Here is a 25,313-nt window from a genome sequence, read left to right as displayed (position 1 = left end):
TGCATTAGATATATTAAAGCCGGCATCCTACTTTTATTATATCTTTAGTTTTTATATTTAACTCATCAATATAAGGGTTACCGAGTAATAAATAACATTCATGTAATGAAGCCAACGCACCTGGCAATTTATGGAGATTATAACCTTCCATCGGTATCTCTTTGAAAAATTCAACTAAATGATTTTTCAGTTTCAACACTCGCTGCTCTATTTCATCTGTTTTTAAATCTTCACGTTGCTCAAGTGCTGTCCTTAAAAGCTGAATATAATCAAAATCTAAACAATAAGGTTTATTTTCAAGAAAACGTTCACATTTCAAGCCTTCTACACACTTTTCAATCAGGCTATCTACAGCTATATAAGGTCGTTCTAATACATAATTAATCCAATGTATATGTACTAAACCACCAATATCCCCATGTTCAGGGTTGTGACGTAAACTATATAATAAACGAAATACTTGTTGAATCAATTCACTTTTATAAGCTTTCATCATTCCTGTTTTAGGGTTTATAATTTCTTTATCACATGAATTTAGAACTTCATGAACAAAAGATTCTTTTATAGTCTGTTTAGGATCATAGCGTGCAAACATTAGTAGTATACTAGGTATACCACCAACCCAATGACTCACTCTCCACGAGTGGTGTGACCACTTATTAGGCCAAACTGGCAACATAGTATAGTGATTTACCAACTTGTTAATGTCTAATTGAATATTTTTTAAAAGTTTGCCGCGCACATCAAAACCAACTTTTGCAATAATATTGAAAGATGCTAGTACATAGGCAGTCATGTGAGGTAGCATTTCATTATCCCCTTGTGAAGTTCCAGTCAGAGGAAGCATTGAAACCTTTATACAGTATTGCTCTACTGCATCAATGGTAATCCATTCAGTACTATCTGAGATCAAATACATAATATAAATAAAATCAGCATAATCTTGAATTTCGTCAGGATTCCAATACTTATCTTCTCCAGTTAACCAAAATAGTTTAATATCACCACTTTATCATTTACGTACTGTAAAATTTTATTTTTCATTTAAAAAACTCTATCTATGGTTTGATGCCAAATTTGGCTAAAATATCAGAAAATTTTCTATATAAATTCTTTGAAAGAATAACTTGTAAAAAGATAACAATCATCATCTTAGGGCGGTATGCGCCGTTAAATACCGCTTTTAAATAGAGACCTAACGCTTTAAACTTATGCCCTTGCGATGCAAAACCTTTAGCAATTGGCCAACCAAGTTCAGCCCAGTAAGCTCGATCGATTAACATTGGCCGAATTCTATTCAACCACTCTAAACGTTGCTCTGGTTTAGCTTTGCTAGATAATCTTGTAATACACCATTGGTCATCCCAAATCGCACCAGGATCAGGTAACATTTTTAAATGACCTCCATTTGCTACTAACTTAATAGCCATATCATAGTCTTGACCTGCACTAATTTTTTCATCATATTTTGATTTCTTGGCAAGCCATGTAGGTATAACTAATGTAATAGTTGGTACAAACCCCCTATCACACATTAAATATTCTGAAATATGCTCACCTGAACGCATGGCACGATCAGGTTTTAGGAACCTCACCCCTTCTCCACGATCCACGATAACTTGTGCATACGTACAAATATTATTTCCTTGTTCCAACACTTCTAATGAAGTTTCTAAATGGTGGGGGAGAAAAACATCATCAGAATCAAGAAAAGCTACATATTTACCTTTTGCATTATCAATACCAGTATTCCTTGCTTTAGAACCACCTCCATTTTCTTGATAAATGTATCGAATTCTATTATCTCTTATATTGTCGATAACTTCCTTTGCATTATCCTTAGAGCCATCATCAACAATAATTATTTCAAAATCTTGACAAGTTTGTGCTATCACTGAATTAATTACTTTTTCAACGATATTTGCCCTGTTGTATAGTGGAATCACTACACTAAAAATCACACGTTCACTCATACACCTTCCAACCATAAGTTTAATTATTCTTTACTAACTTAGATCTACAAATAAAATATACAATTAAAAATACTAACCAACGATTACTATCACCTAGCAATATGTTTGTTTCTAAAATATTATGAAAAACAAAAAACATAAAAAATGAAGCACAAAAGAAATACTCGCTCTTATTAATGTCCTCAAAATCTAACAGTTTACTTATAGGAACAATGATAAGAACCCACATTGTAGAGAAAAAACCAATAATTCCGATTGATAGAAATGTATCAAGGTAGCCGTTATGACCATGTGATACATGAAGAAACCATGCTAAACGGTTACTTACAAATTGGTTAATATATGCATCGTCACCAACAGACCAAACAGCGCCGTAGCCAATCCCTAGCCAAAAGTTTTCGTTTATAGCTTGGACTACAGCTGACCATATGGTTCCACGTCCAGTAAACAACTCTGGATCTTGTAGCAATAAGTTAAACCACTCAATTATGTAACTTGAAAAAGCTAACCCTATAAATAGTAAACCTATAAATGTTATTTGTAATACCTGTTTCGTCCTTCGAGATACAATGCTTACAAACAGCATACCGAAATAAACAAGGTATTAATAACAATAAGCTAGTTTTAGAGCGAGTAAAGAATAAAAAAACAAATGACAATATAATCATCAATATTGACCAATAATTTCTATTTTTTATAAAATCAGATATAAATAATATAATAGCGAAAACAGCAGCATAACCTGCATGATTCTTATGTATGAATATTCCTTTCCAATTACCAATTAAATTAACATCTCCATATTCAGTTACATGATGAACAGCCCCTGGAAATATAGGAATAGCAAATATGCTAGCAATTATTAAAAATACAAATAATTTTTTCAAACCATCAAATACATCATCTAAAGCAAGTACGCTTACTAACATAAACACAGTTGTTGCATTTAGTAATAAAAGAATGGAACGCTTAATTGTAATTATGGGTACAGGTGACCAAATAAATGAAATAAAACACCAAAACAACAACAATAAAAACAGTTTCTCTTCTTTTATTAATTTAATATTACCTAACTTATAAAAACAAATAGCAGACATTAACCAAAAAGAAATAAATACAATTTGCCTAACTAGACTACTGTTACTACCCCCTCCCAAATTGCCAAATTCTTTTTGAATAGCAAATGGCGTATAGCCAATAAAACAAAAAGCAATAAAAACGACCAGTAGCCATTTTGACGATTCATAGTAATTTATTTTAATTATCATTATTAAGACTTTACCAATTTAATTTTTTATCCATTACACCACCTAGCAAACATTTGTGACCTTACTTAATAACATTCTTAATCACTAAAGTTAGACAATGATAAAATTCATAGCTTTTACAAATCGAACATTTCGACATTAAACCAATCTACCATTAGTATAAAAAAGTAAAAACACAATGGCATGCTCTGACTCAATTTATATTTCAGTGTTTTTTACAAAGATTTGTTTATTTAATAAATGACACTAGCCTCATCTTATTTCAATTAATTTATGAACCATGAGTTTGTTTGTAAACTTCTGGAGGTTTGCCGATTAAACCGTTTAGCTTACCTTTTTGGCGTTCAAGCTTAAATTTAATCCATTCCCTTTTTTTGGTTCCAAATAATAACAACCAAAGAGCAGTGCATACGCTAACTGTAAACAAAGCTTTTGCTAACTCACTAAAACGGTTATCTGACAATTTTAATTTTATCCTTATATCTGCTGAACCTATACGGTAAGCCCGCTCTTCAGCCCAAGCTAAAGTCATTCTAGACCCACCAATAAACTCATGACTTACCGCTTTTGGTGAGAACCCGAAAGTTGCTCCATACTTTTTAAGCCTAGTAAAATATTCTTTATCTTCTCCTCCTGTTAAGCCAAATTCAACATCAAAAAGTTGACCCGGATAGTTATTCCAAATACTTTTCGATATTAATATGTTTCCCGATCCACTTATTAATTCAACTTTTCCCTCGTCATGAATTCTCCTCCAGTATAAATTAAGCCCGTTAGTCCAACAGGGAGGTTCAAACTCAAATTCGGGGTATACAGCCCCTCCAACAACATCATAATTGCCTGTTTCTAAAGTTTGTACTAAAGAAAAAATCCATTTAGGCTCTACAGTCTCGTCGTCGTCAACCATTGCTAACATGTCAGCTTTATGGTTTTCAAAGGCTTGTTTCATTAGTGCATTACGCACACTAGAAATACCTCTTTCAGAAACCACGATTGCTTCAATTGAGAAAAGAAACTCTTTCGCTATCTCATTTACAAGATTCAACCCTTCACAATATTCACTATCATTGTCTGCAACAATAACTTGTAAGTTAAAATCACATTTTTGAAGTGCCAACGTATCCAAAAGTCGTTTTAGACCTTTTGGCCTTTTAAAGGTCGGAATACCTATAGCTATCAATTTCTTATTCATTAATTTCCCTCGTAAATAGTTTTTTTAATAATAGAAATGTAATCAACTCACCAACCAATACCCCAATTAAGGAATAGGCGCCGCCCCACAGTTGCAAACAAAAAAATACTGTTGGTATAGTCACAATTGCTGATTTGATCGTTATTAAACTCAGTGGTTTGAATTTATCAACCGCTTGTAGATATAAACTCAGTGGATTTCTAATTGATTTAATTAAGTTAATTAAACCAATTAGAATTGTGGCAATAATAAGTGCATGATGACCTGTATCGCTTCGCCAGTAATAGTCGAGAAAAAAGGATAAAACACATACACACACTAGCGTATTAATACCCCAAGCAACCAAAGTGACATCTCTCCCTTTTTTCAAATGACTCTGAGCTACTTTTATCTTTCCCTCTAAAATAAGTTTCCTTACTTTAGGCCTTTCTACTTGGGTAATACTCTGAAATACAACAGAAATCGGCCTAAATAGTAACCTTGCAGCTGCTAGAGGTGCATAGGCTTCAGGTCCAAGCATGAATGTTACCAAGTAAACATGAGAGTTTGCTGTTGCATCGGTTGTAAGTACCCCGACTAAGGCATACCTCCCTTGTTGTTTAAACCCCTCAAAAAAACCTGAAAATCCTGCAGTAATCCCTCTGCCTATTTTCAATATATAGTCTAAACCCAAAAACCCGCACGCAATAAAAGCTGAAATTGCCACCAATATGGCTAATGAATATAAGTTCACTACATTAAATACTAAAAGACCAATTGCACCGAATAAATTTATTAATGTATACGCTACATCAGATGACACTGTTTTTTGATGACGATGGCTGTTATTACAATAAGCCCTGCCAAACCAACGATAGGTTAAAAAGAAAGAGCCTAAACCATAACCTAATGAAACCTCAAACTGGCGGGTAAAGTTAAAAGCAATACAAAATTGAATAAATGCACAACATAAACAATAAATAAAATTAACTAAAAAAAACTATCTATGGCTTTATTTTTTTGTTTGTTAATTAACACAATTAATAGTGGTGTGCCTAATAATGCGTTTGATATACCGTTAAATAAAGCCTGTGCAACAAGCATAAACGAAAATATACCATAATCTTCTGCACTGCCTTTTTGCATTAACATTAATGCTAGCACCAAACTTGATAAGGCAACACCTGCAGAACCACTAATAGCGGCTAATATTCGCTTGTAAGAGAACACCCTAACTCCTGAATTTACTATCATAAGTTGTCTATTTACTTCGAGTAATCATGAGCCATAAGGCATGTGGGTTAGTTGTCATATAACGCCAACCTAGACGCTTTGGCGCTTTAGCAACACGGAATAACCATTCAAGACTTAAGTTTTGCATCCACATGGGTGCCCTTGGGGCGGTTCCTGCTAAAAATGCGTATAACCCACCACATGTTTTAATCCAACCGACATCTAGCTTATCTCTCATTTCAATACACCAAAACTCTTGTTTAGGTTTACCTAATGCCACCCAAAGTACATCAGGTTTTAAGGCGTTAATTTCGTCAATTATTTCTTGGTTTTGATCTTTAGTGAAATAACCGTTACGCCGCCCTATAATTTTTAATGTTGGGTATTTGATTCTCATTTTTTCACAAGCTAATTTACTTTCCTCTTCACTTGCGCCTAACATAAAAAAGGTTAAACCTGATTCTTGTGCTTTTCTCGCTGCATTATGAAAAAAATCGGTAGTAGCGATTCTGTCTGGTAACGGTTTTTTGGTAAACAACTTTGAAGCAAAGACAACTGATTGCCCATCAGCGTGAATCATGTCTGCTTGGCTCATTATGTTAGCAAAGCTTTTGTCAGTCGCATTTAATGAAATACCTTGCCCATTAGATGAAAACACAACCTTGGGGGCTATTTTATTGGCTCGGGAAAATAAGCAATCTTTGACCATTACATCTGCAAGTTCATCTTTTGTTAAACAGACTGTGTCTAACCCTGCAACGTTTGTTGTTTGAACCTGTGTCATTAAATAGCTTCCTTATTGTATGCTTTGTACCATGCAACAAACTCAGAAATACCGTATTGTAATTCAGTTTTTGGCTTAAAATTTATTGCTTTTTCTAATGCATCTACATCTGCAAAAGTTCTTACTACATCACCATCTTGCATTGGCATATAGTTTTTATTAGCTTTTTTATTTAACGCATTTTCAATACAATTTATAAATGTTTCAAGTTCTACAGGTTGATTATTTCCAATATTGTAAATTTTGTAATTTGATGAACCTTCATCTACTTTATTGTTTTCTTTATTAGGAATTATATTTTGAATTCGAATAACCCCTTCAACAATATCATCAATATAAGTAAAATCTCTTTGCATTTTACCGTTATTAAACACGTTAATTGGGTGATCATTTACAATTGCATCGGTAAATAAGAACGGCGCCATATCTGGTCGTCCCCACGGGCCATAAACAGTAAAAAATCTTAACCCTGTTGTTGGTAAGTCGTATAAATGGCTATAAGTATGCGCCATTAATTCATTCGATTTTTTAGTTGCTGCATATAACGAAACAGGATGGTCAACCACATCGTCAGTTGAAAATGGTATTTTTTTATTTGCACCATATACAGAACTAGAAGACGCATAAACCAAATGTTTAACATTATTATGACGACACCCTTCTAATATTGTAGCAAAACCAACTATATTAGAGTCTATGTATGCCATAGGGTTTTCTATTGAATATCTCACCCCGACTTGAGCTGCTAAATGTATTACTCTTTCAAATTTTTCTTCTGCAAATAACTTGGCCATGTTTTCACGGTCAGCTAGGTCTAATTTAACAAAAGTAAAATTTTCAAAATGTTCAATTCGCTTTAAACGAGCAAGCTTTAAATTAGGGTCATAGTAATCGTTTAAATTATCTAAACCAATAACTTCATGCCCCTCTTTACATAAACGTTCAGCAACAAAATTTCCAATAAACCCTGCGGCACCCGTCACTAAATATTTCATTACTTACCCTCACCTTCATTACCAATAACAGATAAGGCTCTCCCAATACAGTAATAGTCAAAACCTTTCTTTTTCATTCTTAATGGTTCGAACATATTTCTACCATCAAAAATAACAGAATTAGACAACGACTCTTTTATTAAACCAAAATCAGGTGCCCGAAAATTTTGCCACTCTGTACAAATAACTAATGCATCCGCCCCTTTTAGGGCTGACTCTTTCGTACCCATCAATGTTAAATCAGCACGATTACCGCATACACGCTGAGTTTCTTCCATGGCTTCCGGGTCGTATGCTTGTACTTTTGCGCCTGCCTTCCATAATGCTTCCATTAAGACTAAGCTTGAAGCGGCACGCATATCATCAGTGTTTGGTTTGAATGATAATCCCCAAAGTGCAAATGTTTTGCCTTTTATGGCATTTGGATTTTCGGACAAACCAAAGTGTTTAGAGATATATTCAAACAATTTATGTTTTTGACGGAAATTTACAGCTTCAACTGCTTTAAGAATTTGCGACTCGTAGCCAATACCGTCTGCTGTTTGAACTAGCGCTTGTACGTCTTTAGGGAAACATGAGCCACCGTAACCACAACCTGGGTATATAAATTGATAACCTATACGCGGGTCGGAACCTATACCATGACGAACGTTTTCAATATCTGCACCAACAAGTTCAGCAATGTTTGCCATTTCGTTCATGAAGCTAATTTTAGTAGCTAACATGCAGTTAGCAGCGTATTTAGTTAACTCTGCTGATTTGATGTCCATTACTATAATTTTTTCATGATTACGGTTAAATGGTGCGTAAAGCTCGCGCATTAAATCTTCAGCATCGCTTGAGTCAGTACCTATTACGATACGATCAGGTCGTTTACAGTCTGAAACTGCTGAGCCTTCTTTTAAAAACTCGGGGTTTGATACTACTGAAAAGGTTGGCGCTTTACCTGAATCAAAACGTGTGTTTAGCACTTGTTCAATTTGAGCTGATACTTTGTCGGCAGTGCCAACTGGCACCGTTGACTTATCAACAACAATTTTTGACGTGGTCATATGCATTGCAATAGTTTCAGCAACTTTAAGCACGTATTTTAAGTCGGCGGAGCCGTCTTCATCTGGCGGTGTACCTACAGCAATAAACTGTAATTCACCAAAGTTAACACCAAATTCTGCATCAGTTGTAAAATGTAACCTACCTGATGCATAGTTATCTTCAACTATGGGTGTTAAACCTGGTTCATAAATAGGAATAATACCTTTTTTTAGGTTATCAATTTTATTTTGATCAATATCTACACAACAAACATCATGTCCTGCATCCGCTAATACTGCAGCTTGTACTAAACCAACGTAACCAATTCCGTAAAACGTAACTTTCATTTTTTTCCTATAAGTATTAATCTTTATAAATTTCTTTTTCTAAAAAATTTAATAGCATTTTTTTCCTCAGTTTCGTTTTCAACAAGAGGTTGTAATTTGTTATAATCATTCAAAAAACTAAACAACTCTTCTTTAGTATTAGCTATATAAACACCTTTGCGATAAGAAAACATTTTTGCCATTCCCTTTTGATGTTCACTTCTATGCTCTTTTAAATCAAACTGCCTAGGCATTAATATAACTGGGACATTATTTTTTGCTGCTACTATCATAGTGCCACTACCAAAGATGCCCAACTAGCACATTTGCTTTCTTAACATATGATTCATATATAACAGGTGTTAAGTAATCGTAGGACTCGATAAACTTTGATTTAAATTCAGTTAAACCTACTTGAGCAATAACTTCTGTTTCAGAGTTTTCCTGAGCCCATTCATCCATTATTTTTAATAAACGTTCGAAAGGAAACTGTGTACCTGTAGTAATAAAAATCATAAATTATTAAAAAATTTTACCTTGATATATTAATTCTTTGTTATCAGCTAAATACTCATATTGGGTCAACAATAAATGAACAAATGGTTTAGCTATCTCCCCACTAAGAGATAGACGCTCCGTATTAGCAATACTTTCTAACCATATATTCTTTGTCCCAAAAAACTTACCGACGAAAACAGCAATAACCCCAAGAGCAGCGCCAGTTGTTATGACAACATCAGGTCTAAATTTTATAAAAATAATAAAAAACTGAAAAAAAGAATAAATAGTCGCTAATTTCTTATTTTTGTTGGCATCAACCACAATTTTAAAATCAGTAAAACCTTCTTGTTGAGGTAAGCCGTCAATAGTAGTGACATATTTAACATAACCACGACTTAATATAGGTTTTAATAAAACAAGTTCACTCCAATGCCCTCCCCCAGTCGCTACAGCCAATATTTTTTTCATAACTATTCCTTTAAAGTCTCCTATAGCTAAAAATGTCACTTTTTCTTTCTAGGTAATTTCTCTTTTATTATTTACAACCTTAAATCAGACACAGATTTAAGAAGCACATTTTTTAAATCGTATATAACCGAATCAGCTTTCATTAGTTTATTAAATCTGGCTTGATCGTATGTTTTGAACTCGTTATGAGCAACCGCTAAAATAACCGCGTCGTAATGATTATTTTTCGGTTCATCAATCAACTCAATACCATATTCGTGTTGTGTTTCTTTTGATGAAGCCCACGGGTCGTAAACATCTACATTAACGTTGTATTCTTTAAGTTCGTGAACAATGTCTACAATTTTGGTGTTACGAATATCTGGGCAATTTTCTTTAAAGGTCAACCCTAATAACAGCACGTTAGACTTGTTAACTTGAATTGATTTTTTCATCATACTTTTAACAAGTTGAGATACCACATATTCACCCATACTGTCGTTAATTCGACGGCCTGCCAAAATAACTTCTGGGTGATAACCAATTGCTTCTGCTTTGTGGGTAAGGTAATAAGGATCAACACCAATACAGTGTCCTCCAACTAACCCCGGACGAAAGGGCAAAAAATTCCATTTTGTGCCTGCAGCTTCTAGTACTTCTATGGTGTCAATATTCATTTTATTGAAAATAATAGCGAGTTCATTAATTAGGGCTATATTTACGTCACGTTGAGTATTTTCGATAACTTTAGCCGCTTCTGCCACTCGAATTGAACTAGCTTTGTATGTACCTGCGATGATAATAGTTTGATAAAGTGCATCAACAAAATCAGCAATTTCTGGTGTTGAACCTGAAGTTACTTTTAATATGCTTGTAACTCGGTGCTCTTTATCACCGGGGTTAATCCGCTCAGGGCTATAACCTGCATAAAAATCTTTATTAAAAACTAAGCCTGATGTTTGCGTTATAACTGGAATGCATTCTTCTTCGGTAGCGCCCGGGTATACGGTAGATTCATAAATAACTACATCACCTTTATTGATAACCTTGCCTATCATTTCGCTCGCTTTAATTAACGGTGTTAAATCTGGCTTTTTATGTTCATCAATTGGTGTTGGTACGGTAACAATATATACGTTTGCTTTTTTTAAGTCATTCACGTCACAAGAAAAACTTAAATGAGTAGCTTGTGATAATAATTCAGTTTCTACTTCTAGGGTGTCATCTATACCTTGTTGCAGTGCTTCAATACGAGGTTGGTTGATATCAAAACCAATCACTTGCATTTTTTTTCCAAACTCTACAGCTAGCGGTAAACCAACATAACCTAGACCAATAATTGCAATTACCGAGTCATTTACTATTGTTTTCAATTAAATCTCCTTTTGGTGTTACCACAACGGCAATGTATTTAAGTTGAAAATACATCGCTAATTTTTTTATATGTTATTTATTGTCTTTGTAGGTTTTGTTTAAACAAAGACGATAAAAAAAGCCATTGTAGTGCTAACGGCTTTACAACACTGCTTGTAAAAACAAACTGCCCTAGTATTTGATTTACCCTATACCTTAATGGTTTAGTATTATTAGTAGGTTGATTAAACCTTGATTTTACTAATTTTTTTATACATTTGTAAGTTATATATCGCGGTTTGATTCGCTTTAATAAACCTGTATCAATATTACTGTGCATTACTTCACTGCAATTTTTTAATAGTACGTATAAGGGTACTGTTGCGCCCCACGTTTTTGCTATTTCTATGGTATTATTAATGTTTGGTGCTTGTGTGCTAATAATTTCGTGAGCATCTACTAAATTGTATTTAGCAAAATCCATATCTTTGTAGGCATGAATCGCTTGATGAATTAACGCATGTTCAGGTGATAACACTCTGACAAGTTCGTGCTTATAACTGGGATGCTCAACACTATTGTTCCACAATTGTTTTTCACAAATTGTAAATAATAAAGGGTGTGTTAGTGATGAGTGTAAATCAAGCGCTGCGCCAATTTTGTTTGTTGGGCTAAACGATAACTCGTATAAATCACCAAAAACATTTGGTTGCGGTTTTACGGTGTAGTTCATTACCGTTTTGATTACGGCAACCGCTTGCTGCCAATGTTTTTTTTGTATCAATATGTCTAAGTCATTCGACGTTCTTGGTGCTTGCGAGGTATAGAGTACTTCTGAAAATGCTGCGCCTTTTAACAATATCAGTGGTATGTTATGCACAGATAACGCCTCTATAATTTGCATTAGTTGTTGTTTTCTAGCTAGCTCGGTTATTACGCCCTGTTGGGTTATAGTTGTTAATAGCTGTTGGCTTTCTGGCGTTAATTTATTAAAAATGTCTAATTTATGCGCTTTATTGTTTAACAAGGGTATTATTCTTTTATGTATTTTGCTAAATAAAGGTAATTGATTTAGTAAATTAATAGCATTTTGCAAGTCACATGCCTGATCATTAGCCACTTGAGAAACCCGCGCTAAGCGTAGTAGCTCAAAATAGCTTTCGTCTTGAGTTTTTACAAATTCAAGGGATGCAAATTGTGTAGCTTTTACCAACATTATTACAGCTCGTTATTAAACATTTTTGGCGGACTGAAGTCCAACCCTACCATTATGTTTTGTTGTTTTGTTATTTTGTTCTTTTGTTCTTTTGTTCTTTGATGGGCTAAAGCCCAACCTACATTTTCATTGCACCTAGTAGGCATTTTTGTCGTTGAATGATTTAAAGATAGTAAATAACACTATTTTGAAATCTAACCACAGTGACCAGTTTCGTATGTATTCTAGGTCGAACTGAATACGCATTTCCATTTTGTCTACGGTGTCGGTTTCACCGCGCCAGACCGTTTACTTGTGCCCACCTGTTATGCCGGGTTTTACTTTGTGTCGTAGCATGTAGTAGTCAACGCGTTTTCGGTAGTCTTCGTTATGCGCTACCGCATGTGGCCTTGGCCCTACTACTGACATGTCGCCTTTGAGGGCGTTAAAAAATTGCGGTAGCTCGTCTAACGAGGTTCTACGTAAAAAGCCGCCAAACGGGGTTATACGTGCGTCGCCTTTGGTGGCTTGCACTACTTTGGCGCCGTTGTCGGTTACGGTCATGGATCTAAATTTCCATACTTTTATACGCTTGCCGTCTAGGCCGTATCTGTCTTGTTTAAAGAGTATTGGCCCGCGCGAGGTACATTTAATCACGATGGCAATCACAATAAGGGGGACAGCAATTAGCATTAAAATAGTTAACGATAATATGATGTCTTCGGCGCGTTTTAAGGCGGCACTGGCCCCTTGCATGGGGTTGTCGTATACGCTAATGGTTTGAATTTCACCTACGTGTGACATTCTGGCTTTCATAAGTGAGTATATGAATAAGTCTGGTACAAGTTGTACGTTGGCGGTGGTGTCACCTAATAAGTATAAAATGTCTTTTATGCGTTTTTCAGCGGTAATGGGTAAAGCAATATAGACTACGTCAAACTCATTATTTTTGGCGTGTTCTACCCCGTCTTTTACATTCCCGTCAATATAGCGATGGTAGGTTTTTTCTATTCGGTCTAGGGTTCTGTCGTCGTATATGGCGCTAAGTCGGTAACCTGTTTCAGGATGGTCTAGTATTTGTTGTGCTAAGCGTTGGCCGTTTTTGGTTAAACCAATTATGGCAACTCTGCGTGAGTTGTAGCCTTTGCGACGCATTTTTTCTAAAAACAGGGCGAATGCATATCGCCACCTATTAAGCCAAGAAAAGTTATGGCAAACCATATACCGGTGGTAACACGTGAGAAGGTTTCGCTTGATTTGGTAAAAAATAAATAGGTTAGAATAACTACGGCAGCCATTCCCCATGAGAGAAAGGTGTAGAATACAATTTCGTTAAAGTAGCCAGAGCGCCAAGAGCGGTATAGCGAGAAGGCTTCGGCAACAAAACTGTAGGCAATGGTGCCTACTAAAAACATTATAAAGTATTGTTGGTTGTACGTTGCATTGTATATGCATATGGCAATGGTGAGGCTTAACGCGATAACAACAATATCTGCCATTCGGTAGAATAAGGCAAAAGTATTGATATTATTTTGTATCATTCCTTTTGTGTTTCCCATAACAATTTACGTCCTTTGCTTTTTGTTTTTGTTTTTAATTTTGATTTAAAAGATTAACCAAGTTTTTGGCGGACTAAAGTCCAACCCTACAATTTAAAGCCGTTTTTATTACCTTTAGTGGTGGTGCTGTCCACCTTTTAATGGTTTTGTTCAATAAGTCATTTATTGCGTCAGTGAAATATTCCATAAACCCAATTTGTTCAAACGTTTCTTCAAGTTTTTTTCTTGGCAAAAAACGTCGCATCTCATGCTCAAATTTTCCACTTAACCAATACTTAGGTAATTCGTTTATTCTTTTCTGCAAAGTAATTGCCGGTAATTCATTACTTTGATAGTCAGTAAACTTTGCCTTAACCCATGTATCGTTTACGTTTATACCTTGCTGCGCAAGCATAACCATATCCCATAAGTCTCTAGCTTTTATAAATTTTCGCAGACATAATGCGACAATTTTATCGGCCAAAATTTCTTCTTCACTTTCACAGTTTACTAAAACAGTACTTAACTTGACTTGTAAAGAAGCATAATTTAACTTTATGGCTTTTATGTTTCGCGTATAACTTGGTATATTTGCAATTTCTACCTTGATTTTTTGCTTAGGTACATTTTTATTTTGCGGTTGCGTTTCAATAGCAACCATCCAACGACCTACGCCAACATTTTTACTGCTAAAACTTCTTTCTTTAGGTGTTTTTACCCTAATATTTAATCCATATCTGGGTTCAAAATACGCTATCAGTACTTGCGCTAAATCCTGATAGTCTTCGGGTGAAAAATCTACACCACCAACAAAATCAAGATCTTCGCTTAACCTTTGCGAGCCATAAGCCATTCTTAAACATGTTCCACCCTGGAAAGTCAGTTTGGTTAATAACCCAGATTGGCTCAAAGCTGCCATAATATCGTAATGTAATAACTCTTTCTCTACCGTAGTTTCCATGCCTGCTAGTTCTTGACTAGCACATGCAATATTCACCATTTCATGTAACAAACTAGACTTCACATTAGCGTTTTTACTTCTGTTGGTCATTTATCTGCCTTCATGTGTATTGATTGTGCTTGTTCGGCAAAGTAATTTTGCAGTTCATTCATATCAATCATATCAATATTGCGGCCAATACGTTTTAAATCACGGTAGGCAATGTCAACACTTGCCCAAGGCATTTTATGGCCTTGGGGTATTTTGTAATGACACAATTCTACTAAATCACGTTTAGTATGCGTAAACTCTATTGTACCGAAACTTGCTTTAACTACTTTACTTGCGCCTGTTGTCATTACGGTTAAATAACTAAACATTTGCCGGCTTATAATACTAGCTTGGCTAAGCACTGTTTCAAGTGAAACATAATTATAGTGATTAAAGCGTAACAACAGTGCTAATTCTTCTAATCGCGTATCATTTTGTGCAAAACGGCTAAGTGGATTTAACCAAACGCCTTTACAAACCTTTTCGATTACACCTTTTTTTGTAAGTCTACACAATGCTGTATACATTGCTTGTTCATTTTCATCCGCAAACAATACTTTAGCCTGATTATATGAAAACAAGGCGGTATTGGTTTGTAACTCTAATTTTTGCAACCGTTGTTGCAACTCTAAAGTTTTCATTTTATTTAGTTATATTAACATATACATTTATGTACATGTTAAATGAACTTAATGTAGTTTTCAACTATTGGCGGACTAAAGTCCAACCCTACAATTTTTATTAGGGATTAAGCCCTAAGATCTTTTTTTATTAATTCGCCTATTGCGTTTAGGTGTTCTTTACCGCTTTGGTAGTTAATTTGTTTAAACGCTATGTTTTCTAATAAGGTTGAAAAGGCTTTTACTCGCGACTTTTCTAACCCTAGTGCACTATAGCAACTGCCTAAAATGCTGTTTTGCAGTAAAATAATGAGTGCTTGTGCACTGCCAATAGGGATTATTTCTCCTATGGGTGTATTACTGTTTTGTGCATTTTGTTGTTCATTTTTTTGTGCATTTTTTTGTTCTCTTGGTAATCTATTAAGTAAATAAATTACGTGTAATTTTTTGGGTTGATCACAAAATTCAACCGCTTTTGTTTTTGCTAAATTTACAATGCGTTTTTCAAAGTTTTCATGTACTTTTTGGTGTTCTTCATTTTCTTCAAACGCTATGGCGTTTAGCGAGTCTGGCCACATTCTGGCTACTGGCCAACTGGGGTATATTTTATAACCCCCGGTTACTTTATGTAAGGCAACCATGTCGTCTGTCATTAAGGCAAAACCTTGTTGGCTTAATGCCGCAGTTAGGGTAGTTTTACCCGTTCTACTTGGCGCAACAATGGCGATGGCTTTTTCTTTATAGGCTAACGCATTGGCATGTATGCAAAGTACGTTGTTTAGCTCTAAATTTAAGGCGATTGCTAATGTTTGAAAATAATGATCAGCGCCTGTGCCTTGTGCTTGCCAATTTATTGTTATGGCCTTGGGGGATATGTTAAATGATCCTTTCCCTTGGCAATTAACGTGTAAAGTGTAGCTGTTGTTTATGTCATTATCGTGAAAATTAGATTTATATAAGCTTACTTCGCTATGATAACGTTCACCTTTATCTACCATGGTCCATATTGGCTGTATTGGTTCGCTGAGATTGTTACGGGGTTCGCTCGTAAAGTCTAAGGCGATTTCAATAGGCAAATTGTGTTTTGCACTACCACAAAAAGGCGTGCTAAAAACACCATGCAATGGTAATTTAAATAAAGGATTCATTTGAAAGTAAGAGTATTAGGCAACCCTTAATATTTACTAAGCCTGTTATATAGACCGTAATAAGAGTTGCCTAATATAGGAACTAGCCTTGGAAAGGATTCCGTTTAGTGTGACCACCCTGCTCGTCTGGGATACTACCAGAAAAACCTTGGGTTAATTCGGCTAAACTACCGGCATTTTTCAATACAGGTTTTGTGTAAACAGCTTTACTCGTTACAGTTTGTGGTTGAGTATTTGTGTTTGCTTTCATTTTAATTACTTCCCTGATGATTTTTTACGTAAACTAGTTAAGGCGATAAGGCCAAGTGCAAAGGTAAACAATGTTGAAGGCTCTGGCACTGTTGCTTTGTCTGTGTCGGTTAAAAAGCTAAATGTTTCACCAAGCTCTAATTTTTGAGAAGGTTCCCATGCTAAATTTAGTTGACCAAACAAGTCTGGACCACTGAACATATTTGTAAAACTCGCTGATACAGTTAAATCTTCTCCTGCTTGATTAAAACCGAAAAACGAACGACCTGGGCCTGAACCGGCGGTAAAATCACCTGAAACCACATCAAAAGCGTTTGCACCATTTATGATATCAAAGTAAAAACCGGCTAACGAAGCATCAATACTTAAACCAACAATGTTTTTGGTAGAAGAATTATTAATTAAATTCCACTCGCCATGAAATGTGTTTGTTGATTGGTCAAAATCACCAAACGTGTTGCCTTCAAGTTTTAAAGACCAATCGTTGTTTTCAACACCACCGATTGTAGCAGTTAAAGCAGACCAAATTAGTGTTTCTTGGGTTCCGCCTTCAAAGAATGCAGTAACAGAAATGCCGGCCATATCTACAGCATTAACGTCTTTAGTTATAAGGGTAGCTTGTGTAAACAAACTAGTAGAAAGAAGAATCAATCCTAGGGTCCATTTCTTCAACATTTTTACTTCTCCAATGGTTTTCAATAAAAAACAAGTTTCAAATAACACTGCCTGCATTTAAGCAAGAAACAAGCCATTCAATAAATGCATTTTACATTCAACAAGTTATGATAACAAGTACTTAGCGTCTATTTATTTTAAACTAAGTGTGTAAAAAAAGCTGACACTATTTGTAATTTGGCTTTGGTTATTTTACTGCCAATAGTTAGTATACTATTTGAACAGGCGCTTATTTTGTGGCGACATGATACCTTAATATTGTCGGTTTTTTAATGACAATTTGTAAAAAATACGACAAAATACGTATAAGAAATTGTTTGATAGTTTTAGGCGATTTTTCATTTTTGTGTTTTTTGTATTTTTTGTATTTTTTGTATTTTTTGTAAGTTCTAGGCATTTTATTATGCTGCTCATCTATTAAGGTAAACATGGATAACCTTTTTGCCGTTATTGTTCCCAATGCTAGTTCGTGCGTTTCGCTTTCACTTATTGATTGTATGTTGTCGCGCACGCCCATTAACCGCGCTGATGCGGTTTCTCACCGAATTTCTACTGCGCATCATACTATTTATTTGGTTAATTATGCCCGTGCGCCTAAAGCTCCCCCGGGGGAAAGTAAGGTTGACTCGGCTATTGTTGGTTTTCATCGGGTTGATAATAAAAAAACGCTACTTTCGTTGTGCGGTGCCGGTAAGGATGATGTGTCGGGCGATAATATGCCCGATGATGAGGTGTTGTTACGTGCGTATCAGTTGTTAGGCGCTGAGTGTTTTGCCAAGGTTAAGGGTAATTTTCAATCGATTTTGTGGGATGAGGGTTCGCAACGTTTGTGTGCTGCGCTTGATCCTTTTAGTGGTCGGTCTTTGTTTTATTTGAAGTTAAACGATATGTTTTGTGTTGCTTCGGATGCTAAAACCCTTGCGCAGGTTGCCAATATTACGCCTACGGTTAATAAGGCGGCGGTGAGTCAGTGGTTGTCTGGTCGTCCTGATCCTAATATTTCGATGTTTAATGAAATTTCGCGTTTACCTTTGGGTTCGTGTTTGGAATACAGTATTGAGCATGGGGTTGAGGTTACTCAGTTTTGGGATATTAATCCTGCTAAGTCAATTATTTACACTGATGATGAGGAGTATAAAGCGCACTTTTTTGAGTTGTTGAAGACGAGTGTTGAAAATAGGTTAAGGGTTAATGGCTCGGCTGAGAAGCCTCCGGTATTTTGCCAAATGAGTGGCGGTATGGATTCTACGTCGGTAACAGCGATGGCTAATGCGTTGTTAGGCCCTGATTCTTCACTTTATTCTTCTGCGCTTGCTGGTCGGGGTGATTTGCATACGTTGTCGCATCGTTATAAAAATACGACGAGTTGTGATGAGCGTAATAATATTAATGATATGGTGACTACGTTGGGTTTGTCGCATCAGCATTATATTGATTTAGACCAGTTTGGGTCGTGTGCTTTTGCGCAGCTTTATCCTACTAATTATGATAGCCCGGGTATTGTGATTTCACCTAAGTATGAGCAAGAGTTGGCGTTAATGGATAGTGTTGGCGCGGATGTTTTGTTAACGGGTAATGGGGGTGATGAGACGTGTTGGGGTCATAGTGCGTCTTATCGTTCGCGTTTGTATGGCGGTGATTTTGGGGTTATTGGTGAGGTGGTTAGTGCGTGTAAGCAGCTTGACGAGCCTGTTGCTAAGTCGTTGTATCGGTTGTTTGTGCCTAGTGGTATTCAGGATTTGGTGAAGCTTGCGCGGAATGTGCCGGTTAATAAGTTTGAGTGCCCTGTGTGGTTAACTGATCGGGCGGTTAGTTTGGTTGAGCAGGAGTCGTTGGGGGTTAATAATCCTTTTTCTGCTACGTTTGATCCTGCTAGGCATGCGAGGTATCAGGGAGTGAAGTGTACGTCTACTTATAATGCGATGCGGTCTTATCAGAAGATTGCGAGTGGTTATGGGGTTGATGTGCGTCATCCTTTTTTTGATGTGGATATTGTTGAGTTTAGTTTTGCGGTTCCTGAGAAGTTGTTGATTCAGGGGGTTTATCCTAAGTGGTTGTTACGTCATACGATGCAGGGTTATTTGCCTGATTCGGTTTGTTGGGATAAGCATAAGGTGGTGTTTGATCATCATTTTGCTAATTTGGTTCGGTGTAATCGGTTGGAGTTGCGGACGTTGCTTTCTCATGAGGGGTTGCAGGATTTGGGTTTGGTTGATAATGCGATTTTGTTGCGTGAGTTTGATGCGGTTGTTGATAATCCTAATGGGTATTTGAATGTTGATATGTTGTATGCGATTTTAACGCAGTTGTGGTTTCAAACGCATTGTGTTTAATTGTTATGCCGTTGGAGATAGGCCATTAGCATCAAAATTTTTTACAGTGGGTTATCAGAAATAGCCTCTCTCAATATTGCTTCTAAACTTGATAAATCACCATTATATCCATTAACATTTGCCTGTACCCATTCACCTTTTGAAATATCGGGCCATGTTATATTCATACCTAAAAAGAAATATAGTTCTTCAAAGAAAAATCGTTGAGTTCGACCATTACCTTCTCTGAATGGGTGAATGATATTAAGCTCACAAAAAATATCAGCTAGTTCTGCTATTAATTTTTCTTGAGTAGTACTATTTAAAAGTAATGGTATTCGAGACAATTGTTTTTGAGTTTCAGCTTCAATACGGCTGCAAGTGCAAAATCGCGTTGTTCCCTTTGCAATATCAACTTTTCTTATTTCTCCGGCCCAATCATAAATGTCTTGAAATAATTGAAAATGTAATTGTTGAAGATGGCTTAAATTAAATTGGTTTATTGAAGTTATTGTCGAGGAATATTCAATATATCGAACGGCGGTAAATGCAAGTTCTGCTTCTGCTAAATTGTCATGTTCTTTTATATTTAACTTATTAACAAGTACGTCAGAGTTTAAATAACAGTAATTATCCTGAATAACACCATACTTATCGCGCATACTTCAATTTCAAGTCATTAATTGATTTTCCTAAATTCTCTTTTTTTAAAATCAAGCCTTCATAACGTGAACTTATTTCAAAATTACTCAGTTTGGGAATAAAAGTGCGTATTTTTTTATGGTTAACTTTTATTGTGTTATTAGTCATATTCAACCCCTTTATTTTCATGAATTATAACTTATCAACAATATTTATTCTATATTTCTGCTAAATTTGATATTTAGTTGAAGAGACAAAAAACAATTTGACCACAGAGGGCACCGAGGGCCTTCGGCCTCACCGAGAAGACAAAAAAACAAAGATAAGAACTTCTCTGTTTTCTCGGTGGTGAATAAGTTAGGTTTATTAGGCTTATAGGGGTAAAGGTACGATAGGATCACCAAGTAGTTCCATATTCTCCGCTTCCCACGTATCCAGTTTTGCTTGCATGTTGATCCATATTGCAACGCCTGTTCCTGTAGCTTCGGATAAACGCCTTGCCATAGCGTGCGAACATTTAACTTTTCCATTAACAAATTCGCTTAAGGCTTTTCTGGTAAAAACAGCCGTTGGTTTGGTACCTAACCAACGACTATTCAGCGAGTATGTATTGAAGAGTAAATTGAACAATTATTTCTAGGATTAAAATATACGATCAATCGCTTGTTTTGCTGTGGTATATAACGTTTTTATCATCAAGCCTAATACCCAACGAATAAACTTAACCGTCATTTCCTTAACCGCTTGTGCCCCTTTGCCTACAAATACAAGCATATGTCCTAACAGCCCCCTTAACGCTTCTTCTGCATCAGGAATTCTTACAATAGACTCATGTAAACAACGTGCTAGTACATCATAAAAGGACAAACCAACACTCGCTGCGGCTTGCCCCATTAGTACCCCATATTGTCCCGTTTGCTTTAAAAGCGTGATTAATGCATCGGTAATAATTTGTTGCCGGCCTGAGAAAATGACGCGTTATGGCGCTGTTCATATTTAAGCACGGTGTGTTTATAATGCAGTGTTTTAAGTGCGCTATCCATACTGCGGTAATCTTTATAAGCCGCCACGGTATTAATATAGCCCGGAGTTGGTTCATCCATAGAATGTGCCGATTTACTAAAAAATGAACCACCATTCATCGCGGTTTGATATTCACCAACGGTATGGGTAAACGGCCAAACAGGCACACAAGGCACAGGGTCAGCGCCATGGGTTACGCGGTAATGGTCAATATTCATCGCTGCTTTATATATAGAGTCACGAAGTACCACGCGTGGCGCACCAAAGGTATAAAGCTTAGTTTTAATACCACGTGCACTTGCCCAAATAGCAGTTAACTCAGCAATGGCGCCGCCTAAGCTATGACCTACTACATGCAAACAACTGGGGTTGTGCTTTGCTATATATTGATTAAATGTTTGGGCGCATACTACTAAAGGCTTTATGAAAGCCAAGATGTACAGCGATATTTTTAGGACCAAGGGTCACACCTACATTGAGGTTAGTTAACCAATCGGCAAATGAAGAAAATTTAGTGCCACGAATACCGATAATATGGTGATTTAAAAATTGTGGGGAAGTACCCTCTGCCGTTAAAGCAAAGCCCGTACTGCGGTTAAGTACTTGATTCACCAAACCACCGCTAACTCCTTGTATTTGACTATTGGTTATTTTGAAGTTTCTGTCAAAATCAAGATGAAATTCATCGGCAAAACCTTTTGACTTTCTTATATCATAGACTCTATCAGCAACACTTGCCGCGGTACTTGGTGTTATTGTTTTATTCATAGTTTAACTTCCTTGTTTGTAAAACGTTCTGTTAATTTATTAAAGTCACCATCGTGAATTTCGTATTTTTTTTCATTACCTTCAAAAAGCCATATAGGGATATAATCTTCATCCCAACGACAGATACTAGACGCCATATGATCAAGGTGTTCATTGTGATTATTTTGAAATTGAAAACTCACTCGTTGATTGGTTAATTCACAGTTCAAAAAAGCCAATTTTTTGGTAAATTCAGGCATTTCTTTAATGCCAACATGAGTAGCGACCCAAAATGGAACAAGCGTACCTTTGCGATCAATAAATATTTCTTGAGACACTCTATTAACGGCAAATGGTTTACTTGGAATGGATGAACGAATGCTCTTTTGGGGAAAATAAAAATGCCCAGTGTTATCCGTAATGGCAATATCACGATGTATTTTTTCATCGGTATAAATCAATGAGCGAGTGATTTCTATATTGGCAACGGGTTTCCCATTTTCAGTTACCACGCCGTTTACTTCTGAACATAAAAATACGTCTTGTTTTTTAAACCAACCAAACATATCTACTCCTTGACTTATCATAGGGTAAGCAAGTAAGCACAAAATTAGTAATAACAATGTAAAATGAGGGCGAGAAAGTGACGCGATTTTTCTGCGGTTATTCATTGGCTATCCTTGCTGAATATTTAAAGCGATATTATCTGTTAGAGTTGAAAAAGTAAATACCTACTTACGCAATGTATCACTCGTATTTTCAATCTAAATTGCGCTTTAATTGCAGAGTAATAACTCCCCCTGCTATATTAACAACTAACCGCAATAATATTTTACTTAGCTTAAAGAGGATTATATATTTATTGTTTCTAATATTAAAATTAAGGTTTAGGAGACTTTTTTAATAATTTTTATATAAATCCCCACTAATATAGAGGCGGTAAAAACGACGGCAAAAGGAAACCCATGCCATAGTAGATTATAGGTGTCTTTACTTGGTATATGGGAGCTGTAAATCATAAAAACACTTATGAACCACGAGAGTGGAAACGTAAAAATACCAACGTTCATCAGAATGTCGACAACAAAATATGAAGTAAAATATTTACTTGTGATCATAATTGTTAATACAAAAAAAGCAACAGCACAAAATGGTACTACGGTAAATTGAAGAATAAAACCTTGTGCTAAATTATCGTATGTCATAGTTTAACCTTCTTCCCTGTATATTGTTCAGTTAGTTTATTAAAATCACCGTCATGTATACGGTATTCTTTTTCACCATCATAAAGCCAGAAAGGCATGTAATCGTCATCCCAACGGCAAATGCTAGAAGCCATATGTTCACGATTACTAGGGATATTATTTTTAAATTGAAAATCAGCTCGCTTATTGCTCAACTCACAATTTAAAAAAGCCAGTTTTTTAGTGAATTCAGGTATTTCCGTAATACCCACATGAGTTGCTATCCATAATGGAATGAGCGTGCCTTCGCGGTTAATAGTAATTTGTTGCGATACCCTATCTTCAGAAAACGGTTTACTGGGAATGGATGAGCGAATGCTCTTTTGCGGGAAATGAAAATGACCAGTATCATCAGTAATGGCAACATCAATATGATCTTTTGCATCGATATACATTAATGAGCGAGTAATTTCTATATTGGCAACGGGTTTCCCATTTTCAGTTACCACGCCGTTGACTTCTGAACATAAAAATACGTCTTGTTTTTTAAACCAACCAAACATATCTACTCCTTGACTTATCATAGGGTAAGCAAGTAAGCACAAAATTAGAAATAACAATGTAAAATGAGGGCGAGAAAGTGACGCGATTTTTCTGCGGTTATTCATTGGCTATCCTTGCTGAATATTTAAAGCGATATTATCTGATAAAACAAAGGAAGTAAATTATTGATTTTCTGAAGTTGGGAGTTGGTTTTTTTAAAGCATTTAGTAAATTAGACAATCTATAACGATTCTGTAAAGGTTAGTGATGAACGCGTTGTTTAGCCCATTGTAGGGGGTAATTTATTGCCCCTTGTTGGGCTAAAGCCCAACCTACATTTTTTGACCACCGAGAGCACCGAGGGCCTTAGGCCTTCACTGAGAAGACATTAAAACAAAGAGCTTATTTTTTCTTATCTTTTCTCTGTGTAGCGTAGCGAGGCCTACATGGATGTAGGTCACTTAGGTTCTGTAGGAGCATAGAACCTGCCTCTGTGTTCTCGGTGGTGAATAGGATGGGTTTATTACGCTTGTAGGGGTAAAGGTACGATAGGATCACCAAGTAATTCCATATTCTCCGCTTCCCACGTATCGAGTTTTGCTTGCATATTGATCCATATTGCAACGCCTGTTCCTGTAGCTTCGGATAAACGCCTTGCCATTGCGTGCGAACATTTAACTTTTCCATTAACAAATTCGCTTAAGGCTTTTCTGGTTATACCTAAACTTTTCGCAGCTGAGGTGATTGAAATACCTCTTTCATTGAGAATAGTAAATTTGAAAAACTCTCCAGGGTGAGAAGGTTTTCTAGTTTGGGTCATTTTCAACTCCTAAAGAAATTTTTATTTAGCCTTAATATTTTTCCCGTGGTAATCACGGTAATCCAATAAAATAGCCCCATCGTCATCTATCTGAAATGTGATCCGCCAATTCCCATTAACTTCTATGCTATATACGCCCTTCCCTGACCCTTGTTTTTCATTAAACTTGTATTGGTAAATTGCTTTTAAGTCTCTAGGGTGATGCGATGAGTCAATAGCATCTAAAATAAAGCTAATTGTTTGAACATGATGCGGTGCAAGCCCACTTGAGTCACCTTTATAAAAGAATTTTTTCAGTCCTTTGTGAGTGAAGCTTTTAATCGCCAAACAATTTACCTCGCATTCCAGTACAAGTGTTAATTTACGTTATTAGATACGTATTAGATTATATTAAAAGTAGTTTTACTGCAACCCATCACGTTACGAAATACTATAATCAAAGCATTTCACAAATTAATTGAACTAAAAACAAAACAATTTGACCACAGAGAGCACCGAGAGCCTTCGGCCTCACCGAGAAGATATTAAAACAAAGAATTTATT

32 protein-coding genes and 1 pseudogene are annotated in these 25,313 nt (G+C 36.0%); 1 reads left to right on the top strand and 32 read right to left on the bottom strand.

Going from position 1 to position 25,313, the window contains the following annotated elements; genetic code table 11:
- Positions 1-13: 13 nt before the first annotated feature.
- The 21 genes and pseudogenes from L3081_RS21375 to L3081_RS21275 form a co-directional block, all read right to left on the bottom strand.
- Positions 14-913, bottom strand: coding sequence for a hypothetical protein (locus L3081_RS21375; RefSeq protein ID WP_242288360.1), 900 nt, complete (start codon positions 911-913; stop codon positions 14-16).
- Between the two features lie 145 nt (positions 914-1,058).
- A complete protein-coding gene (locus tag L3081_RS21370; protein WP_242288359.1) occupies positions 1,059-1,973 on the bottom strand; it encodes a glycosyltransferase family 2 protein in 915 nt (304 codons plus the stop codon).
- Between the two features lie 19 nt (positions 1,974-1,992).
- Entirely contained in the window at positions 1,993-2,559 is a 567-nt protein-coding gene (locus tag L3081_RS21365) for an O-antigen ligase family protein (RefSeq protein ID WP_242288358.1), read from the bottom strand.
- Positions 2,456-3,241, bottom strand: coding sequence for a hypothetical protein (locus L3081_RS21360; protein ID WP_242288541.1), 786 nt, complete (start codon positions 3,239-3,241; stop codon positions 2,456-2,458). Before L3081_RS21360 ends, L3081_RS21365 begins: the two co-directional genes overlap by 104 nt.
- Before the next feature lie 271 nt (positions 3,242-3,512).
- Positions 3,513-4,433 (bottom strand): glycosyltransferase family 2 protein, encoded by a 921-nt coding sequence (locus L3081_RS21355; protein WP_242288357.1) that lies wholly within the window; start codon positions 4,431-4,433, stop codon positions 3,513-3,515.
- The gene (locus L3081_RS21350; protein ID WP_242288356.1) at positions 4,426-5,166 is read right to left on the bottom strand and encodes a polysaccharide biosynthesis protein; all 741 of its coding nucleotides are present in this window, start codon (positions 5,164-5,166) and stop codon (positions 4,426-4,428) included. The genes L3081_RS21355 and L3081_RS21350 overlap by 8 nt, the downstream gene beginning before the upstream one ends.
- A 236-nt stretch (positions 5,167-5,402) precedes the next feature.
- Positions 5,403-5,642, bottom strand: coding sequence for a hypothetical protein (locus tag L3081_RS21345; protein WP_242288355.1), 240 nt, complete (start codon positions 5,640-5,642; stop codon positions 5,403-5,405).
- A 31-nt stretch (positions 5,643-5,673) separates the two neighbouring features.
- Positions 5,674-6,429, bottom strand: coding sequence for a WecB/TagA/CpsF family glycosyltransferase (locus L3081_RS21340; RefSeq protein WP_242288354.1), 756 nt, complete (start codon positions 6,427-6,429; stop codon positions 5,674-5,676).
- The gene (locus L3081_RS21335; protein ID WP_242288353.1) at positions 6,429-7,424 is read right to left on the bottom strand and encodes an NAD-dependent epimerase; all 996 of its coding nucleotides are present in this window, start codon (positions 7,422-7,424) and stop codon (positions 6,429-6,431) included. Before L3081_RS21335 ends, L3081_RS21340 begins: the two co-directional genes overlap by 1 nt.
- Positions 7,424-8,803: a UDP-glucose dehydrogenase family protein gene (locus L3081_RS21330; protein ID WP_242288352.1), complete on the bottom strand. Its 1,380-nt coding sequence runs from the start codon at positions 8,801-8,803 to the stop codon at positions 7,424-7,426. Before L3081_RS21330 ends, L3081_RS21335 begins: the two co-directional genes overlap by 1 nt.
- A 23-nt stretch (positions 8,804-8,826) precedes the next feature.
- On the bottom strand, positions 8,827-9,075 hold the full coding sequence (locus L3081_RS21325; RefSeq protein ID WP_242288351.1) for a hypothetical protein: 249 nt from the start codon (positions 9,073-9,075) through the stop codon (positions 8,827-8,829).
- Positions 9,076-9,082: 7 nt separating this feature from the next.
- Positions 9,083-9,298, bottom strand: coding sequence for a hypothetical protein (locus L3081_RS21320; protein WP_242288350.1), 216 nt, complete (start codon positions 9,296-9,298; stop codon positions 9,083-9,085).
- A 6-nt stretch (positions 9,299-9,304) separates the two neighbouring features.
- Entirely contained in the window at positions 9,305-9,790 is a 486-nt protein-coding gene (locus L3081_RS21315; protein ID WP_242288349.1) for a UDP-N-acetylglucosamine transferase subunit ALG14, read from the bottom strand.
- 32 nt (positions 9,791-9,822) lie between these two features.
- A complete protein-coding gene (gene tviB, locus L3081_RS21310) occupies positions 9,823-11,103 on the bottom strand; it encodes a Vi polysaccharide biosynthesis UDP-N-acetylglucosamine C-6 dehydrogenase TviB (protein WP_242288348.1) in 1,281 nt (426 codons plus the stop codon).
- A gap of 77 nt (positions 11,104-11,180) precedes the next feature.
- Positions 11,181-12,299 carry a nucleotidyltransferase family protein gene (locus L3081_RS21305; protein WP_242288347.1) on the bottom strand — a complete coding sequence of 373 codons (1,119 nt, stop codon included), beginning with the start codon at positions 12,297-12,299 and terminating at the stop codon, positions 11,181-11,183.
- 135 nt (positions 12,300-12,434) lie between these two features.
- Positions 12,435-13,693: pseudogene (locus L3081_RS21300) on the bottom strand (undecaprenyl-phosphate glucose phosphotransferase).
- A gap of 217 nt (positions 13,694-13,910) precedes the next feature.
- A complete protein-coding gene (locus L3081_RS21295; protein ID WP_242288346.1) occupies positions 13,911-14,867 on the bottom strand; it encodes a nucleotidyl transferase AbiEii/AbiGii toxin family protein in 957 nt (318 codons plus the stop codon).
- Entirely contained in the window at positions 14,864-15,448 is a 585-nt protein-coding gene (abiEi, locus tag L3081_RS21290) for a type IV toxin-antitoxin system AbiEi family antitoxin (RefSeq protein ID WP_242288345.1), read from the bottom strand. The genes L3081_RS21295 and abiEi overlap by 4 nt, the downstream gene beginning before the upstream one ends.
- Positions 15,449-15,555: 107 nt before the next feature.
- The gene (locus tag L3081_RS21285) at positions 15,556-16,575 is read right to left on the bottom strand and encodes a phosphoenolpyruvate carboxykinase (ATP) (RefSeq protein WP_242288344.1); all 1,020 of its coding nucleotides are present in this window, start codon (positions 16,573-16,575) and stop codon (positions 15,556-15,558) included.
- Between the two features lie 82 nt (positions 16,576-16,657).
- Positions 16,658-16,825: a lasso RiPP family leader peptide-containing protein gene (locus L3081_RS21280; protein ID WP_242288343.1), complete on the bottom strand. Its 168-nt coding sequence runs from the start codon at positions 16,823-16,825 to the stop codon at positions 16,658-16,660.
- A gap of 5 nt (positions 16,826-16,830) precedes the next feature.
- Positions 16,831-17,499, bottom strand: coding sequence for a PEP-CTERM sorting domain-containing protein (locus L3081_RS21275; protein WP_242288342.1), 669 nt, complete (start codon positions 17,497-17,499; stop codon positions 16,831-16,833).
- A gap of 428 nt (positions 17,500-17,927) precedes the next feature.
- Here L3081_RS21275 and L3081_RS21270 point away from each other — a divergent pair, with 428 nt between their 5' ends.
- Positions 17,928-19,832: an asparagine synthase-related protein gene (locus tag L3081_RS21270; protein ID WP_242288341.1), complete on the top strand. Its 1,905-nt coding sequence runs from the start codon at positions 17,928-17,930 to the stop codon at positions 19,830-19,832.
- A gap of 41 nt (positions 19,833-19,873) precedes the next feature.
- On the opposite strand, the gene L3081_RS21265 is transcribed toward L3081_RS21270, so the two are convergent.
- From L3081_RS21265 to L3081_RS21215, 11 genes are all read right to left on the bottom strand, one after another.
- Complete coding sequence (locus tag L3081_RS21265; protein WP_242288340.1) at positions 19,874-20,473, bottom strand: Fic/DOC family protein; 600 nt, start codon at positions 20,471-20,473, stop codon at positions 19,874-19,876.
- Positions 20,463-20,621 carry a hypothetical protein gene (locus tag L3081_RS21260; RefSeq protein ID WP_242288339.1) on the bottom strand — a complete coding sequence of 53 codons (159 nt, stop codon included), beginning with the start codon at positions 20,619-20,621 and terminating at the stop codon, positions 20,463-20,465. Before L3081_RS21260 ends, L3081_RS21265 begins: the two co-directional genes overlap by 11 nt.
- 204 nt (positions 20,622-20,825) lie before the next feature.
- A complete protein-coding gene (locus tag L3081_RS21255; RefSeq protein ID WP_242288338.1) occupies positions 20,826-21,083 on the bottom strand; it encodes a helix-turn-helix transcriptional regulator in 258 nt (85 codons plus the stop codon).
- A gap of 12 nt (positions 21,084-21,095) precedes the next feature.
- Positions 21,096-21,347, bottom strand: a complete 252-nt coding sequence (locus L3081_RS21250; RefSeq protein ID WP_242288337.1) for a hypothetical protein — start codon at positions 21,345-21,347, stop codon at positions 21,096-21,098.
- Positions 21,348-21,385: 38 nt separating this feature from the next.
- Positions 21,386-21,835, bottom strand: coding sequence for a lipase family protein (locus tag L3081_RS21245; RefSeq protein WP_242288336.1), 450 nt, complete (start codon positions 21,833-21,835; stop codon positions 21,386-21,388).
- Positions 21,836-21,866: 31 nt separating this feature from the next.
- Positions 21,867-22,244 carry a hypothetical protein gene (locus tag L3081_RS21240; RefSeq protein WP_242288335.1) on the bottom strand — a complete coding sequence of 126 codons (378 nt, stop codon included), beginning with the start codon at positions 22,242-22,244 and terminating at the stop codon, positions 21,867-21,869.
- Entirely contained in the window at positions 22,241-22,894 is a 654-nt protein-coding gene (locus tag L3081_RS21235; protein WP_242288334.1) for a DUF6795 domain-containing protein, read from the bottom strand. The genes L3081_RS21240 and L3081_RS21235 overlap by 4 nt, the downstream gene beginning before the upstream one ends.
- A 216-nt stretch (positions 22,895-23,110) precedes the next feature.
- Positions 23,111-23,428 (bottom strand): hypothetical protein, encoded by a 318-nt coding sequence (locus L3081_RS21230; RefSeq protein WP_242288326.1) that lies wholly within the window; start codon positions 23,426-23,428, stop codon positions 23,111-23,113.
- The gene (locus L3081_RS21225; protein WP_242288333.1) at positions 23,425-24,075 is read right to left on the bottom strand and encodes a DUF4198 domain-containing protein; all 651 of its coding nucleotides are present in this window, start codon (positions 24,073-24,075) and stop codon (positions 23,425-23,427) included. Before L3081_RS21225 ends, L3081_RS21230 begins: the two co-directional genes overlap by 4 nt.
- 398 nt (positions 24,076-24,473) lie before the next feature.
- Entirely contained in the window at positions 24,474-24,770 is a 297-nt protein-coding gene (locus tag L3081_RS21220; protein WP_242288332.1) for a HigA family addiction module antitoxin, read from the bottom strand.
- A 21-nt stretch (positions 24,771-24,791) separates the two neighbouring features.
- Positions 24,792-25,097 (bottom strand): type II toxin-antitoxin system RelE/ParE family toxin, encoded by a 306-nt coding sequence (locus L3081_RS21215; RefSeq protein ID WP_242288331.1) that lies wholly within the window; start codon positions 25,095-25,097, stop codon positions 24,792-24,794.
- Positions 25,098-25,313 lie beyond the last annotated feature (216 nt).

This window comes from Colwellia maritima, assembly GCF_022669015.1.
Taxonomy (GTDB): domain Bacteria; phylum Pseudomonadota; class Gammaproteobacteria; order Enterobacterales; family Alteromonadaceae; genus Colwellia; species Colwellia maritima.
This window is presented reverse-complemented; position numbering and strand designations above follow the sequence as displayed.